The organism is Helicobacter sp. MIT 05-5293 (genome assembly GCF_000765665.2).
Taxonomy (GTDB): Bacteria; Campylobacterota; Campylobacteria; order Campylobacterales; family Helicobacteraceae; genus Helicobacter_C.
Genome location: NZ_JROZ02000002.1, coordinates 121,179 through 136,351, shown reverse-complemented (window position 1 = coordinate 136,351; position 15,173 = coordinate 121,179). Strand labels below are relative to the sequence as shown.

General features: G+C 38.3%; 11 protein-coding genes. 5 read left to right on the top strand and 6 right to left on the bottom strand.

All coding sequences use genetic code 11. The features are described 5' to 3' along the window. Positions 1-10: 10 nt before the first annotated feature. Positions 11-1,726, bottom strand: coding sequence for a DUF262 domain-containing protein (locus LS68_RS05210; protein ID WP_034371914.1), 1,716 nt, complete (start codon positions 1,724-1,726; stop codon positions 11-13). 218 nt (positions 1,727-1,944) lie between these two features. On the opposite strand from LS68_RS05210, the gene LS68_RS05205 reads away from it, so the two are divergent. Beyond that, on the top strand, positions 1,945-2,571 hold the full coding sequence (locus LS68_RS05205; RefSeq protein WP_034371911.1) for an HAD family hydrolase: 627 nt from the start codon (positions 1,945-1,947) through the stop codon (positions 2,569-2,571). Between the two features lie 63 nt (positions 2,572-2,634). On the opposite strand, the gene LS68_RS05200 is transcribed toward LS68_RS05205, so the two are convergent. Together LS68_RS05200 and LS68_RS05195 are read right to left on the bottom strand one after the other, a co-directional pair. Then, the gene (locus LS68_RS05200) at positions 2,635-3,945 is read right to left on the bottom strand and encodes an McrC family protein (protein ID WP_052100422.1); all 1,311 of its coding nucleotides are present in this window, start codon (positions 3,943-3,945) and stop codon (positions 2,635-2,637) included. Then, positions 3,935-6,139, bottom strand: a complete 2,205-nt coding sequence (locus tag LS68_RS05195; RefSeq protein ID WP_034371908.1) for an AAA family ATPase — start codon at positions 6,137-6,139, stop codon at positions 3,935-3,937. The genes LS68_RS05200 and LS68_RS05195 overlap by 11 nt, the downstream gene beginning before the upstream one ends. Positions 6,140-6,311: 172 nt before the next feature. Between LS68_RS05195 and LS68_RS05190 the strand changes: the two genes are divergently transcribed. The 4 genes from LS68_RS05190 to LS68_RS05175 all read left to right on the top strand — a co-directional run bounded on the left by LS68_RS05190 (position 6,312) and on the right by LS68_RS05175 (position 8,861). Beyond that, on the top strand, positions 6,312-7,097 hold the full coding sequence (locus LS68_RS05190; protein WP_138091168.1) for a TSUP family transporter: 786 nt from the start codon (positions 6,312-6,314) through the stop codon (positions 7,095-7,097). A gap of 88 nt (positions 7,098-7,185) precedes the next feature. Then, positions 7,186-7,401, top strand: coding sequence for a hypothetical protein (locus LS68_RS05185; protein ID WP_034371906.1), 216 nt, complete (start codon positions 7,186-7,188; stop codon positions 7,399-7,401). After that, positions 7,394-7,606, top strand: coding sequence for a type II toxin-antitoxin system YafQ family toxin (locus tag LS68_RS05180; protein ID WP_347232419.1), 213 nt, complete (start codon positions 7,394-7,396; stop codon positions 7,604-7,606). Before LS68_RS05185 ends, LS68_RS05180 begins: the two co-directional genes overlap by 8 nt. A 394-nt stretch (positions 7,607-8,000) precedes the next feature. After that, positions 8,001-8,861, top strand: coding sequence for an aldo/keto reductase (locus tag LS68_RS05175; protein WP_034372660.1), 861 nt, complete (start codon positions 8,001-8,003; stop codon positions 8,859-8,861). Here LS68_RS05175 and LS68_RS05170 read toward each other — a convergent pair. The 3 genes from LS68_RS05170 to LS68_RS05160 form a co-directional block, all read right to left on the bottom strand. Beyond that, positions 8,858-10,408 (bottom strand): type I restriction-modification system subunit M, encoded by a 1,551-nt coding sequence (locus LS68_RS05170; RefSeq protein ID WP_034374183.1) that lies wholly within the window; start codon positions 10,406-10,408, stop codon positions 8,858-8,860. The two genes, LS68_RS05175 and LS68_RS05170, sit on opposite strands and share 4 nt — an antisense overlap. Positions 10,409-10,506: 98 nt before the next feature. Then, entirely contained in the window at positions 10,507-12,000 is a 1,494-nt protein-coding gene (locus tag LS68_RS05165; protein WP_138091165.1) for a restriction endonuclease subunit S, read from the bottom strand. A gap of 94 nt (positions 12,001-12,094) precedes the next feature. Continuing rightward, positions 12,095-15,163: a type I restriction endonuclease subunit R gene (locus tag LS68_RS05160; protein WP_138091162.1), complete on the bottom strand. Its 3,069-nt coding sequence runs from the start codon at positions 15,161-15,163 to the stop codon at positions 12,095-12,097. Positions 15,164-15,173 lie beyond the last annotated feature (10 nt).

The following is a 15,173-nucleotide window of genomic DNA, read 5'->3' as shown; positions in this document are numbered from 1 at the left end:
CTTATTTAAACTATAAGTTTTTTTCAAAAAATTCTTTTAGTCGTTGATAAATTTCTTCATTTCTTGCTTCTATATCCTCCTTAAGCCAATCATTTTTGGACGATTTTGCTAAATCTTGCGCTTCTAAGAATCTTGATTTTTTATATTCTTCTTTTTTATCATCAAAATATCCATTACTTGCTTTAATATTGGGTATTTTTTCAAGCCACATTTTATTTCCAATAGACTCTATAAATGGTTTAGCTTCCTCTTTATCCCAACCTGTATAACTCTTTCTCCAATTCGTGGTTTTTGGAAAAATATGTTCAATTTCTCCAGAGATCTCTACTTCTTGCTTTGGATATTTCAAGTAAAGATTGAGTGTTAAGAGTGCTTTTATGAGCGTGGAAGATTTAAAAAATTGTTGCTTAAACAAATCTTCATTTTCTAGAATTTGTTTTGAGTTTGCCTTAAAATTTAATTCTCCATTTTCGTATATGCTTGTGTATCCCCTAAAAACAAACTCTTTAATGGCATTTACGGTTGGTTTATCAATAAAGCCAACCAATAACATGGTTATTGATTTTTTCAAAAATGGCAAAAGAGTTTTATCGTCAAAAAAATCTTTTTGGGCATCTTTGCAATAGAAGTAATATGCACTCACTAAATATTTCCAATATTCATTGGGATAGCATTCTAAAACCTCAAACATTTGCATTGCTTGTTGGCTTATTTTATCATTAAAATCTCCAAGCCAAAAAGAAGCAATCTCGTCAAGCTCTTTTAATAAGTTTTCTTGCCTTAAAACTTCCCTATATTTTTCTGTATAGAATTTTCTTAAACCAATCTCTTTACTAGAATCTTTCTTTCTTGCCCGTGTAATATGTGTATATTGTATAAATAAAAAATTCATATCAAAAAGCTGCTCTTTTGTTTCTTTATCAATAAGCTTTGCTTCTAAGGATTTCCAAGCAGTAGCGAATTCCTTCTTTTGTTTTTCATTCTTTTCTTTTTGGGCATAAATTTTACCTTTTATAATATCAGAATCAGCGAGTGGCAATCCTCTATCATTAAGCGTTGTAAAAATACGCATAGCATTTTCTTCATTTTTGCATTCTATGGGTAAAATTACAATTTTATTGAGCATTGTTTCATAAAACTCCTTTCGCTCATCAAGTTTCCCTAAAAAAATTTCTAATTTTTCACAAAAGAATCTAAAATTTTTAGCATATAATGATTTGTTGTTATCTCCTAAATCACACTCCTTGCTTAAGATTATCTTCAAATCCTCCAAATCGGAATCTAAGATAACTTTGCTTTGCAAATAAGATTCAGAATAAATAAGCTCTTCTGTTCCATCATCATAAAACCAAAGGCACTTGCCGAAAACTTTTGTATAGCCCTTAGTCTGTTCTTTTTGATATTGAAGATCACCTGTTACTTTGTAAAAAGCTCGGAATAATAAGCTTAAAGTCGTGATTCGCTGTTGCCCATCAATAACTTCAAAAACATTCCTATTGTTGTCATTAATGAATCCAACAATGCTTCCTAAAAAATACTCATCACTTAAATTGTTGTTTTTAGTATCTTGAGTTTCTTGGAAAAACTCTACAATATCATTCCACAATGTTTCACATTGTTCTTCTTTCCAACTATAGGGTCTTTGATATTCTGGTATCAAAAAATTTTTTCCACTTGATAAAAAATTGCGCACACTCTGTTTATTAATATACATTTCAGCTGCCATTTCCCCACTCCTTTTATTTTAATTTTTAAACTCATTCGGCAATTTTATAAAAAACTTAAGAAACAAGAGCTTAAAACGCTTCTTCCTCTAAAGCTTTTAGAATAAAGATGAGATAAAATGACAAGTTAAGATAACAACAATCAGTCATTTCTTACCCCATTTAGTCTATAATGCCATAAACCACCAAATCCAACGATAAACGCGCCAAAGGAGCTACAATGCTAAATGTTATTTTTGATATGGACGGGACACTGCTAGATAGCGAGGATTCTATTTGTGCAGCCATTGCAGAGATTCGCCATGATAGACATCTCCCTCCACTTTCCAAATCTACTATCCAGCACGCGATTCACACGCCCGGTGTGGATTGTGCAAAAATCTTTTATGAAATAGAGAATTTCCCGCACAGAAGTTATAAAGTCGGCTTTGAAGCATATTTTAAAAAGCATTATGAGCAAGCAGTATTGTTTAAAGGGGTGTGCGAAATGCTTGCCTCTTGCAAGGCAAAAAACTACTTCTTAGCCCTCGCTTCTAATGCCCCACACGATGGGCTTCAACCTATTTTAGTAAGACACAATATCGCGGAATATTTTGATAGTATCATCGGCACGAACCCAAGCATAGAATCCAAACCCAGCCCGATGATGATTTATAAGATTTTAGAATCTGCACCTTTTAAGCAAACTGTGTTTGTGGGGAATTGTGCCAAAGATGAGGGAGCAGCGCGTAATGCTAAAATTCCTTATCTCCAAGCAAAATGGGGCAGTGATGAGAAAAAAGAGAATGAGTTTTGCAATGCAGAGGAGCTTTTAGCCAAACTTAAAGCCTATGAACCTAGATGCTAAAGCTTTAAGCCTCACACAGAATCTAAAATTATTGAGAAAAATATGTGATTAAATAAGCTTGACTTATACTTCAATATCAAAGAAACAAATCTTAAGCTTTACACCTTTTGCACTCTCGGGCTTAAAGATAAACTCCCTATTTTCTACAAACCCTATTTTTGGATAAATCAAAAATCCTTGATTGCATTGGTATTTTGCAAGATAGGCAAACATTTGATACATATCACTCTGTGAGATTCCATAGTTTCTATCTTGTGTGCTTAAAATTTTCCATTTGGTATCAGCGATAAAAAGAACCTCTTCTGAATCTTTTTCATAGCCTACAATATCAGGCTTTAGTTGGAAAATATTTTTATCCTCTTTTTCGGCTAAAAATTTAGATTTTTCTTGCGTTTTGATAAAGATATTTTTTACTTCCTGATATTGTGAATTTTTTGCTCTAAAATTTTCATCACTACACCATTTTTTCATCTCACTTGCCACAAAGCTTTCAAATAGCACATTCATATCAACGAGCAAAGCAAAGGCTTGAGAGTCTCCATTATACACACTAAAACTTTTGCGCCTCAAAAAGATTTCACACCACTGCAGCAAAAGTCTATAATGCTTAAAACTTCTCATATTTTGGCATTGGCTCAAATCTTTATCGATATTGGCACTCGGTGGAATGTCGGCAAAAATAAAGCGAGCTTGGGCAAGTTTGCGAGTTGTCTTGCTGCTTAGATTTTGCTTGCTTAAAAATTCTAAAGTGCTTCTAATGATACGATTGGGCGCGATATTTTGGCTAAACTCATCGCTTGAAGTAAAAAATCTCTCTTTGTGCGCAAAATTGTATTTGAGGTTTTCATTAAACAACAACTTACCTTTGAGAAACTTGCGATTCTCTTCTTGCACCATATAATCACTTTTTAGCCCATTTTTAATCAGATTTTCAAGATCATTGAGAAATATTAGAATAAAGATTTCAAGCAAAGGGAGCTTTTGGGCTTTAAGATGAGCAACATGGCTTTCTTCAAAGGGAGAATCTTTTAGAGATTTTAGCATTTCTATGAGAATATTTTTGGCTGTATTGATTGCCTCTTGCGTGTTTTTAGCCTCATTAAAGCCTTGACTTTCTTGTGCTGTTCTAAAGGTTTTTGGCAAAATCTCAAGGCAAAAACCACTTTTGGCTTGAATCAGCCCGACATAGTTTTGAGCAACAAGGGTTTTAGAGTTTTTAAACTTCAAAAAGCAATGATTGCCCTCTTGATGAGCAAACTCTACAAGCTCATCAAAGATTTTTTGGGCTTTCTTTTTATCACCGCAAACTTGCTCTATCTCATTGGCACCAAAACTCTGCCACTCGGCGATACAAAGGGTATTGTTAGTTTTCATCATCTATCTTGATACTATCATCATAAATCTTTTGAAAATTTTTTATACCCCATTCGCTAGAATCTGTGATTTGATAAACACTTTTTTCATTATCACAATCGTTAAACTTGGAATTAAATAGCTTACTAAAAGTTATTTCCTTATCTACTTTAATCATTCCATTCCCATTAAGCACCGCATCAATCTTGGCATAATCCTCATAGAAATATTCTTGCAAAAGCGGAATGATTTTTTTGGCAAATACCGCTTGTAAATCTTTTAAAGAAAGTTCATACCAAAAGCATCTCTCGTTTTCATAGAATTTTGCTTTTTCAAAGAAAAATGCGTGTCCTATGGTGTGTTCTCTATCAAGCAAAAATTCAATGCGATGATTGATAAACTTTAAGATTTGGTAAAGCACTTGTGATTCTTCGCTATTCCATTCTTCTATACTAGAATCCTCTTCACCTTTTTTATTCACTAGCCAAATATTTTTTAATGCTTCACAATCTGGCATCATTTCAACAAACTCAAACCTCCTACGCAATGCGGTATCTAATAGAGCGATACTTCTATCAGCAGTATTCATTGTGCCGATGATATAGAGGTTGTTTGGCACACCAAAGCTTTCTTGACTATATGGCAAAGTAACTTCTAATGCCTCGTTTTCGCCGATTCTTTTGCTTGGCTCAATGAGTGTTATTAACTCACCAAAAATCTTAGAAATATTTCCCCGATTGATTTCATCAATGATGAGGATATAGGGGTTTAATGGTTTATATTCTTCTGGTGTTATCATTGACTGCACACAATTTAAAACCTCATATCTACCTTTATTAACTTGCCGAAAAGTCTTGCGCGCAAAGTTTGTTTCTGGAATCAATACACCATCTTGCTCGGGGCTTGTGTCTCTCCAAAGCCATTTGACTTTACGATATAATTTGCCATTCTCTTGCTTAAGGAAATCTCCAAATATACCAAAAGCCCTAATTCTTTTCGATTTCCCATGTTTTGCTATGGGGATAATGAGATAATCGTCCTCTGAAACTTTAGACTGAATCTCTTTTCCTCCCCATTGTTCATAAAGCCAAAGATACCCATTTTCATAACATTCCTTAAAATAATCTTTCCCTCCAGGAGTAGTGTAGGCTTTCCATAATGTTTTATTATAGTCTATCAAAATAGGTTCATGATTTGTATTTGCCTTTTGTGATGTTTCAAGATTATTTTCTGCTTTCTCACAAATCTTTTTAAAGATTCCATTTCGCACTTTATAAGTCATCTTTTGTGAGCTTTCATCTATTTTAGGCTTTATCCCCTCGACAAACTCCTCATACGAAAAGCTTTGGTGAAAGGTGATAAATTCAATCTGCCCATTAGCTTTATATTCATCAAATTTTTTCTTTTTCTCCTTACGACTTTCAGGAATAGATTCTATTTCTCCATATTCGAGCAGAATCTCCAACGCCCTATCTATCGTTTGATATGTCTTTCCTGTCCCCGGAGGTCCATAGAGGATTTGATTAAGCGGGATTTGATTTTTCTTAGAATCTTGTAGGTTGTTTTGACTGCTATTATTTGACTCTTGCATTTTTTGCTTCTGATTATTATATTTTTTCCAAAGGGGAGTAAATTTTTCATCTATCATCATTTCAAGTGTATAGGTTTTATCACCTAAAAGTTTTTTATAAATTTGTGCTGTGCTAAGATTTTCACCAAGACTTTCACCTTTAGCAATGTTTTGCAGTATATTTTTACTAAAAATACATAGGATTCTCATATCGTTAATGTTTTGATAACAAAAAGCAATTTTCCATGCACACACATCTCCTATCAGTTTCTCTATATTGACTATTTCGTCAATTTCATCAAGATGATTGCCCTGACTAAGTCTGATTAGTCTTACAATATAAGATTTCATTTTTTCAAAAGCTTGTTGTGGAGTTTTTTCTTTCAAGGAGTTGAACCAACCATAATCCCCATTATACGAAGCTCTATTTGTCTGCTTTTCTTCATTATTGTTTTTCCAAATTCCAAATTTAGTAGGATTTCTATCATATTTATTTAGTAAATCTAATTTGTATTCAATCCAATAAGTAAAATCATCTCTTGTTTCTCCACCGATTCCTGTGTATTCCTCCAAAGTCATATTTTTGACTCTCTCCAAATTCCAACGCTCTTGAAACTCTAGGAATAATACCCTCAATTCTTGCATTTTATAATCCCCCTACTTGATTAATTTGACTGACAAAATATTAGCAACAAAACACTTAAATCAAAAAGAAAGCCACGCGTGCTTTGACACACTCATTTACGCATTTTATAGATAATGTTGTCAAAATAGTTGATAAAGTATGCCTTATCATCTATTGCACTAAGGAGACACAATGCTCGAGCTCATCACCACACCAAGCTTTGAAAATATCGCACTTTATTGGTATCTCGTCTTGTTTTTTGCGTCAATCTTTGGCGGGGTTGTTGGCTCGCTCTCGGGCGGGGCGGGAATGATCACCATGCCGCTCTTGCTTTTAAGCGGCATCAACCCCCTCGCCGCGTTGGCGACAAACAAGCTCCAAGCGTGTGTTGGCTCATTTACTGGTGCGGCGCATTATTATGCACAGGGCTTGGTCGATATGCGCACAAACGCTGTATGTATCGGCATCGCGGTCGTGTTTGCAAGCATTGGTGCGCTTAGCGTGCAGGTTGTAGAAGTCGCGATTCTCTCAAAAATCTTGCCTTTTGTGATGATTGCCATTGGTGCGTATTTCTTGCTCTCGCGCAACATCAGCGACACCGACAGAGCGACAACACCGCACAAAGCCCTGCTCTATGGCACTTGCGCGGGTGCGAGTTTTTATGGTGGGTTTTTGGGTGTGGGAATCGGCACGCTCGTTCTCACGATGCTTGTGAGCGTTGGGGGCTATGGGCTTAGCAAAGCGTTAGCGTCTTCGCGTTGGATAGTTTTTAGTATCAATATTGCCTCGACATTGTTTTTTGTGCTTAGTGGGAATGTTTTGTGGGTTTTGGGAATTATAATGTGCGTTGGGCAGGCGATTGGAGCGAGGAATGGGGCAAAGCTTGCACTCAAACATGGCGCAAAGATTATTAAACCCTTTGTGATTTGTCTGTGTTTTATTATCTCTACTCAATTAATCATCAAAGAATTTTTCTAGCACTATGACTTACAATCAAGCCGCAGCACGTAGATTCTAAACGATAGGCAAAATATGCTATAATCATAAGAATCCAAAAGGAGTGCGAATGACGATAGAAATTGAAATTAGCGATAAAAATAAAGAGCAAATTATCAATGCGATTAGCCTTTTAAAGGGTGTAAAAAAGGTGCAAGAAGTGCCAAACAAAACAACCCTTAAAGCAATGAAAGAAAGCGATATGATAGCAGAGCAAATCAAATTGTTTCAAAAAAAGCCTTATGAGAATTGGGAAGAAGCAAAAAGGGCAATTTTAGATGTATAGGGTTGATTTCACCTCTGCCTTTAAAAAAGAATATAAGAAATTTGCTAAACTTAGAAAGGCTAAAGCAATAGATACTCTTATCCAATCTTTAGCTAATAATGAAGTTTTAGACAAAAAATATAATGATCACGCATTAAAAGGTGAATATCAAGGCTTCAGAGAATGCCATATTGAACCAGATTTGCTTTTAATTTATAAAAAATAGAGGATATTTTGCTCCTTTCTTGTGCGCGCTTGGGTTCTCATACAAATCTTTTCAAAAAAATTTAACGCAACCACCCTGCACAAAGCCCATTCAAGCCCCAAACGCCCCCTAGCCCAAACAAACTTTTAGAATCCTCGCCCAAACCCCTTGACAAACACCTAGTGGAATGCTTTATAATGCCCATTGTGATTTTACGCAAAGGAGAACTATGGACAAACACAGGCGCAAGATTCTCAAAAACAGCGCGATTTTGGGCATTGCAGGAGGGTTAGCGAGCGTTTCTACTATCTTTGGATTGCAAGGTTGCGATTCGCAAGAGAGCAAAGCCACCACCCAAAGCACCGCGACAAACAGCGCGGATTCTCAAAAACCAACCAACACAAAAGGAGTAACAATGGAATTTGTAACATTCAATAATGGCGTGAAAATGCCAATCTTAGGCTATGGCGTGTATCAGATTGAGCCAAAAGACACGCAAAAGTGCGTAGAAGACGCGATTAGCGTAGGATACAGAAGCATCGACACCGCACAGGCGTATTTCAACGAAGAAGCAGTCGGCGCGGCGATAAAAGCCGCGACAAATGGTGGCGTCAAACGCGAGGAGCTATTTATCACCACCAAAGTATGGATTAATAATTTTGAAGAAAGCAAAGCCCTAAAGTCAATTGAAGAGAGCCTTAAAAAATTGCAAGTGGATTACTTGGATTTGCTGCTGTTGCACCAACCCTTTGGCGACACCTATGGCGCGTGGCGCGCGATGAGCAGATTCTATAAAGAAGGCAGAATCAAAGCACTTGGCGTGAGCAATTTCTACCCCGATAGACTTGTGGATTTTTATCTGAATAATGAGATTAAACCCGCACTCAATCAGATTGAATGCAACCCCTTGCACGCGCAGTTTGAGGCACAAAAGGTGTTGCAAGAATATGGTGTAGCGATGCAATCATGGGCGCCTTTTGGCGAGGGACGTAATAATATGTTTAGCAACCCCACGCTTGAACAGATTGGCAAAAAATATGGCAAGAGCGTTGCGCAGGTGATTTTGCGGTGGCAGATTCAAAGAGGCATTATCGCAATCCCCAAAACCACGCGCAAAGAGCGAATGATTGAAAACATTTCGGTGTTTGACTTTGCGCTAACAGACGCAGATATGCAAAGCATTGCGGGGCTTGATGATAAGCAAAGTTTGTTTTTTAACCACCAAGACCCCAAAATGGTAAAATGGCTGATTGAGGTGCATAAGGATAAGTTTTAAGCTTCAAGCTCCGTGACTATTGCCTCAATCTGCACTCTTAAAGCACTTTGACGCGCGACAATCTGCCCAATCTCCGCATTAAGCGCGGTGATGTCTATTTTCTCTCGCGTGTCTTTTGTCTCCACATAGCTAGATACGCTTAGGTTGTAGTCGTTGTTTGCGATTTGCTCTTTAGGGATTAGCGCACTGAAGTATTGCTCATCGCCTCGCGCCTTGTAGGATTCTATGATACGCGCGATATGCTTAGGGGCGAGTTTGTTTTTCGTGCCGACTTTGACGAACTCTTCTCCCGCGTTGATAAATAGCACCTTGTCATCGCTTTTGTTTTTGCGCAACACAAGGATATTAACCGCTATGGTTACTTTGCCAAAAAACATATTAGGAGCAAGAGCCATCACGCAATCTACGAAATTCCCCTCTATGAGATACTTTCTTATATCCCGCTCCGCCCCGCTTCGATACATTATGCCCGGGAAACACACAATTGCCGCACTTCCCTTTTCGCTTAGCCAAGCCAAAGAGTGCATCACAAAGGCAAAATCCGCATTAGATTCTGGAGCTAAAACTCCTGCTCTTGCGAAACGTTCATCATTGATTAAAAGCGCGTTGCTCTTGCCCTCCCATTTTGTGCTAAAAGGTGGATTGCTCACTATCGCATCAAAAGGCTCGGCGGCTTTATGGTCGTCATTAGGAGCGATAAGCGTATCGCCAAAGGCAATGTCAAAATGCGTGTAATTCACATTATGCAGTAGCATATTCATACGCGCGAGATTGTAGCTTGTGGGATTTATTTCCTGCCCGAAGTAGCCTTGTTTGGGGTCTTGCTGCAAGATTCTTTTATATTGCAAAAGCAATGAGCCACTCCCACAAGCAGGGTCATAGACTTTGTTAGGCTTGATATTATTGCACAGCGTAAGCTCAGCTAAAAGTCTGCCCACTTCTTGCGGAGTGAAAAACTCCCCGCCACTTTTACCCGCACTACTTGCATACATACCGATGAGATATTCATACGCATCGCCAAAAATATCAATCTCGCTTTCCTTATAGTCTAATCCAGAATCCGCAATACTTTGCATAATTTTTAGGATTCTTTTGTTACGCTCGACATTAGATTTGCTATCTTTAGAAGTATTCAGTTTATTCGAATACAAATCCACATCACTAAAAAGCCCCTCAAACTGCTTGAAACTGCTGTGATTTCTGCTACTTTCTTCAATGTCTTTGAAAATCTTTGTAAGGTTTTGATTTAGATTCTCCAAATCCGCATTCTTTAGCACATTGGAGAAAAGCGCGCTAGGCGGGATAAAAAACCCTTTTCTTTTGATAATCTCTTCCCTGCCATTTGCTGCCTCTTCATCACTTAAAGCTTCATAGTCTTGCCCATAGGCTTCTTGGATATGGCTTTTGAGATTCTCACTGATGAAGTAATAAAACAAAAACCCCAAAACATAATTTTTAAAGTCCCAGCCATCGACTTTATTGCGCAATTCATTGGCGATTTTCCATAAGGTCTTAAAAAGTTCTTCTTTTTGTCCTGTGCTTTTCATTGTTTCTCCTTGTTTGGTTTTAGAATCTTAGATTCTGCATTTGTGGGATTCTTATGGCGTTGCCTTGCGAATGGCAAAAATATCCATTTTTAAGCATTTTACACCTCCTCAAAGCTTAGTAACTGCGCTCTGTAATATTCATATTGCTTTTTTCTTGCTGCAATCTCGGCGGGGATTCCACTGCTTAAGTCATTGACGAGTGTATCAAACTTATCTAAAATACTCACAATCTCTTCTTGCACTGCTAGGGGCGGGAGGGGGATTTGGAAGTTCTTTATCATTGGCAAAGTAAGCCCTCCACGATTGCCATCAAGATTAGAAATATCCCTTAATTTTTTATAACAATTGGCTAAGTAATAATAAAGGTATTTGCTAATTACGCTCTTACCAACAATAATCCCGCATAAAGATTGATTGGTGCATAATTCTATTTCTGTGATAGCTACAAGCCCCCTTGTTTTCCCTTGTCCAGCCAATGCTACTACCACCGTATTTTTAGGCAAAATTTTTGTGTTAGAGGATTCGTAACCTGCTTGAGTGATTTTCTTTTCTGTCTTGCTAATTTTTTTGAAATTGACTTCTCCAGAGCTCATCCATGATATAGTGCCATTTTCCCAATATTTCTTTTCTGTTGTTCTAGGAGTCCCGCCCACTATACAGGTAGCAATCTCTCCCAAACTCACCATTTTGACAAGGTTATTTGGATATTCTTCTTTATAAGGGGGTGGGGCTTGAAGTCGCCCCTCCCCCTTATATATCCCCCGCCTTAACACGCCTTCAAGGTTGGCACTATCGTGCGATTGTTTTTTATCGCAGTGAAGATATACTTCACTGCTAGGGATTTTATCAAGTTGAGGGCGAATGCCTGAAACATTTTTACTTGATTTTTTAAGAGATTCTTCGCTCGGGCTTTGCCACTCAAAATGACAATGATAAAGGGCGCGTCTCTCTAACTCTGCTTTGCTTAAAAGCTTATTTCTGTAATACTCGTATTGTTTGCGGCGCGCACTCAATTCTGTCTCTAATTCTGTCTCTAATTCTGTCTCTAATTCTGTAAAGGCGTCTAGGATTCTCACGATTTCGTTTTGAATCGCTAGGGGTGGTAGGGGGATTTGGATAGAAAGAATAGCTTTCATATCAGGGTGGGCAACGCCCGAACCGCGAAAAAAACTTTGGATAATACGATTTTTTGATAATAAATAATAATAAAGAAATTTTGCAATAATGATATTTTCGTCTCTCATAATTGCTAAAATATTGCCACTATCTACAAAAAATCCGTTGTGATATTTTATGTTTGCCGAGCCACCAGAAGGGATAGAGATAACTTCGCCTTTATTTAAATAATCTTGTGCTAGATTCTCTGTCGTGTAGGCTTCAAGTTTTCCTGTGGATAGTAATCTTATTGCCCCATTATCTACAATAAGAGATTTTAATTTTTCTGCGGAAATATGCTTAAATTTAGTTGTTTTTTCTTGCCATTGTTTAGGGACTTCTTTAAACTTTTTATCCCAAAATGTTATTTGCCAAAGCGGTTTATACTCCACCCCATTGGGGCAAAGCTCTTGTAGTAGTTTTTGGATTTTATTCATTAGTTTCTCCTTGTTTGGTTCTAGAATCTTAGATTCTGTATTGGTGAGATTCTTCGGAGTAAAGCCCCTAAAATCTCGCAAAAGGGGGCTATTCTCATAATCCCTCCTTGTGTGTGCGCAAAAATTCCCGATACTTTTCAAAAAATGCTTTTAAAGAGAGTATCGCCTCTGCTCTTTTATGCGTGGATTGCGCACTTGGGGCGAAAATATTGACTTTGGGCAATAAGTCATACACTTCGCCTTTGTCTTGGAAGAAATTAAGCCTAAAGGCTTGGTCTAGGTAGTCTTGGGTCTTTTGTGCATCTAGGCAAAACTCTGCGATGATTGCCTCTAGCTCCTTTTGGCTACACTCGCGCATATAGGTGTTAAATAGCCCTTGAAAGTCGGTGCGCTCATGCTTTCTGTCAATGCGGTTTAAAAACTCCTCAATAAGCTTGGCTTTATCTCTTAATGCGGGACTTGCGGCGATGGATTTAAGAATCTGGACTTTAAGCGTGTCGCGCTGGTCTTGGTGATAGCTGTGCAGTAAATGCAGGATATAATCTGCGGTAATGTCGTTTTCTGCGATAAGCTCGACTTCAAAGCGGACATTATCAAGGATACTTTCCTTTTCCTCGTGGGTTTTAAACTCCCTGTGCAGCTCCAAATAGTGGCTTTGGTAGTCTTGTAGCTCAAAATCGCTGATAGGCTTAGGCGCGCTGCCAAACTCATCAAAAATATCTAGGATATTTTTAAGCTTTAGAATCTCGCTAAAGGCGTTGATAAAATCCTTTTTGGATTGCATATCTAAAGTGGCGATTTGTGCGGAGCTAAAACGCGCTTGAAATGCACTTATCTTGTGGCAATAGTCTTGGAAATACACTTCAAACTTTTCTAATAGCACGATACTAGAGGCTCTCTCATCACCAAACATTTTTAGGCTCTCATTAGTCGCCGCTTCTAAGTCGCGGAAGCAAATGATATTGCCATAAGCCTTTTGGGCGTTTAAGATTCTATTCGTGCGGGAGTAGGCTTGGAGCAAGGAATGATGCTTGAGGTTTTTATCCACATAAAGCGTATTAATGGTTTTAGAATCAAAGCCGGTGAGGAACATATTCACCACGATAAGCAAATCTAGCTCTTTTTGCTTGACTTTTTGGGAGATGTCTTTGTAATAGCTGTCAAAAGATTCTAAAGAAAAGTTGCTTTTAAAGTGGGTGTTATAATTCTTTATCGCACTCCTTAAAAACTCTTTGGCACTTCGCTTGTCGCTGCATGGGTCTTCTAGCTCATCTAACTCGTCCAAATCTTCGTTTGGCTCGTAGGAATAGATAATGCCGATTTTGAGAGATTCTCTGTCTTGATTTGCACTATCCTGTGATTGGTTTAAAGATTCTCCACCCTCTAAAGAGGGCTTAGAATGACAAATGTCCGCTTTGATTTGTCGCATAAACTCCGCATAATACCGCTTCGCTGCTTCCACGCTTGAAGTCGCAAAAATCGCATTAAATCCCTTTAGGCGTTGATTTTGCAAGGCGTGGGCGTTTTGCCTCTTGGTGTGGCGATTGAAGTTCTCTAGGATATAGGCAACGACTTTTTGGATTCTCTCCTCACTCATGAGGGCTTCTTCAGTGTTGATTGCCTTGACTTTTTTCTCTTGGGGGTTGCTTTGTGTGGTCGTGCTGTGATAGCTGACTTTAAAGGGGAGGACATTTTTATCCCTAATGGCGTTTAGAATCGTATAAGAGTGGAGACATTCGCCAAAGGTGCTTTGCGTGGTTTGCAGCATTGCTTTGCCGCTTTGTTTATCCACGCCATAAGTCGCGGCATTTTCGGGGAAAATCGGCGTGCCGGTGAATCCAAAGATGTAGTATTTTTTAAACTTCTTAATAATACTTTGGTGCATAGCCCCAAACTGGCTTCTGTGGCATTCATCAAAGATAAAGACGATTTCTTGATGAAAGATAGCGGAATTTTCGTATTTTTTGATGAAGTTTGAGAGTTTTTGAATCGTGGTGATAAGAATCTTGCTGCTTTTGTCCTCTAGGCGTCTTTGTAGCTCTCTCGTATCGCGCGTGGCATTGGCGGCGTCCTTTTCAAAGCGGTCGTATTCTTTTTGGGTTTGGTAGTCTAAGTCTTTCCTATCCACGACAAAAAGCACTTTGTCAATAAAGTCAAATTGTGTCGCTAGAAGCGCGGTTTTAAAAGAAGTCAAGGTTTTGCCACTGCCTGTGCTGTGCCAGATGTAACCCCCGCCTTGCGTGCTGCCATAGAGTTTGTAAGTGTGTGCGATGCGAATCTTATCAATGATTTTCTCACACGCGCAGATTTGATAAGGACGCATAATCAAAAGCTCTTGATTGGTGTTAAACACGCAGTATTTAGTAAGGATATTTAAAAGTGTGCGTTTGGCTAAAAAAGTCTTGGTAAAGTCCTCTAAATCCTCGATTTTGTTGTTTTGACTATCGCTAAAACTCATCGTAAAGGCATAATCATCATTAAGGCTCTTTATCTCGCGCTTGGAATTGCTGTAATACCTGCTATAAGTGCCATTGCTGATAATAAAAATCTGCACAAATTCAAAAAGCCTATTTGCCGCGCTAAAGCTTTCATTTTGGTATCGGCGGATTTGGTTAAAAGCTTCTTTTAGCTCTATACCGCGTCTTTTAAGCTCTATATGCACGAGGGGCAAGCCATTAACAAGAATCGTTACATCATAGCGATTTTTGGATTTGCCTTCGTTGTTGGTGAGCTGGGAGAGGACTTGGGGGTGATTGTTAAGCGGGGTGTTTCTGTCAATTAAGCGGAGATTTTTTGCCCCCCCCCCCCCCGCGTAATTGTTAGAATCTCTTATGAGTGTTAGGGTCTCGTTGTCGGTTTGGAGGATTTTGGTTTTGTCTTGGATTTTAAGGTTATCATTTGTGAAATGTGTTTTGTAGAATCTGTCCCATTCTGTGGGCGTGAAATTGATACTATTTAGCCTTTCAAGCTGGGATTTAAGGTTTATCTCTAAATCTTTGATGTCCTCAATATATAGCCGCTCATAGCCTTGAGATTCTAACTCTTTGAGCAAGAATCTTTCCAAATCTGCCTCACTTTGGTAGGGTTTAGAATCTTTGGGGGTGAAGCGATATTGCGTAATGATAGTTGAATCGTCATTTTGTGCGATGAGTGCGTTTTTCACAATCTTCCTT

What these genes read in the sequence shown, in the direction of transcription:
- LS68_RS05210 (WP_034371914.1), bottom strand. Translation starts at nt 1,726, where the DNA reads ATGGCAGCTGAAATGTATATTAATAAACAGAGTGTGCGCAATTTTTTA.
- LS68_RS05205 (WP_034371911.1), top strand. Translation starts at nt 1,945, where the DNA reads ATGCTAAATGTTATTTTTGATATGGACGGGACACTGCTAGATAGCGAG.
- LS68_RS05200 (WP_052100422.1), bottom strand. Translation starts at nt 3,945, where the DNA reads ATGAAAACTAACAATACCCTTTGTATCGCCGAGTGGCAGAGTTTTGGT.
- LS68_RS05195 (WP_034371908.1), bottom strand. Translation starts at nt 6,139, where the DNA reads ATGCAAGAATTGAGGGTATTATTCCTAGAGTTTCAAGAGCGTTGGAAT.
- LS68_RS05190 (WP_138091168.1), top strand. Translation starts at nt 6,312, where the DNA reads ATGCTCGAGCTCATCACCACACCAAGCTTTGAAAATATCGCACTTTAT.
- LS68_RS05185 (WP_034371906.1), top strand. Translation starts at nt 7,186, where the DNA reads ATGACGATAGAAATTGAAATTAGCGATAAAAATAAAGAGCAAATTATC.
- LS68_RS05180 (WP_347232419.1), top strand. Translation starts at nt 7,394, where the DNA reads ATGTATAGGGTTGATTTCACCTCTGCCTTTAAAAAAGAATATAAGAAA.
- LS68_RS05175 (WP_034372660.1), top strand. Translation starts at nt 8,001, where the DNA reads ATGGAATTTGTAACATTCAATAATGGCGTGAAAATGCCAATCTTAGGC.
- LS68_RS05170 (WP_034374183.1), bottom strand. Translation starts at nt 10,408, where the DNA reads ATGAAAAGCACAGGACAAAAAGAAGAACTTTTTAAGACCTTATGGAAA.
- LS68_RS05165 (WP_138091165.1), bottom strand. Translation starts at nt 12,000, where the DNA reads ATGAATAAAATCCAAAAACTACTACAAGAGCTTTGCCCCAATGGGGTG.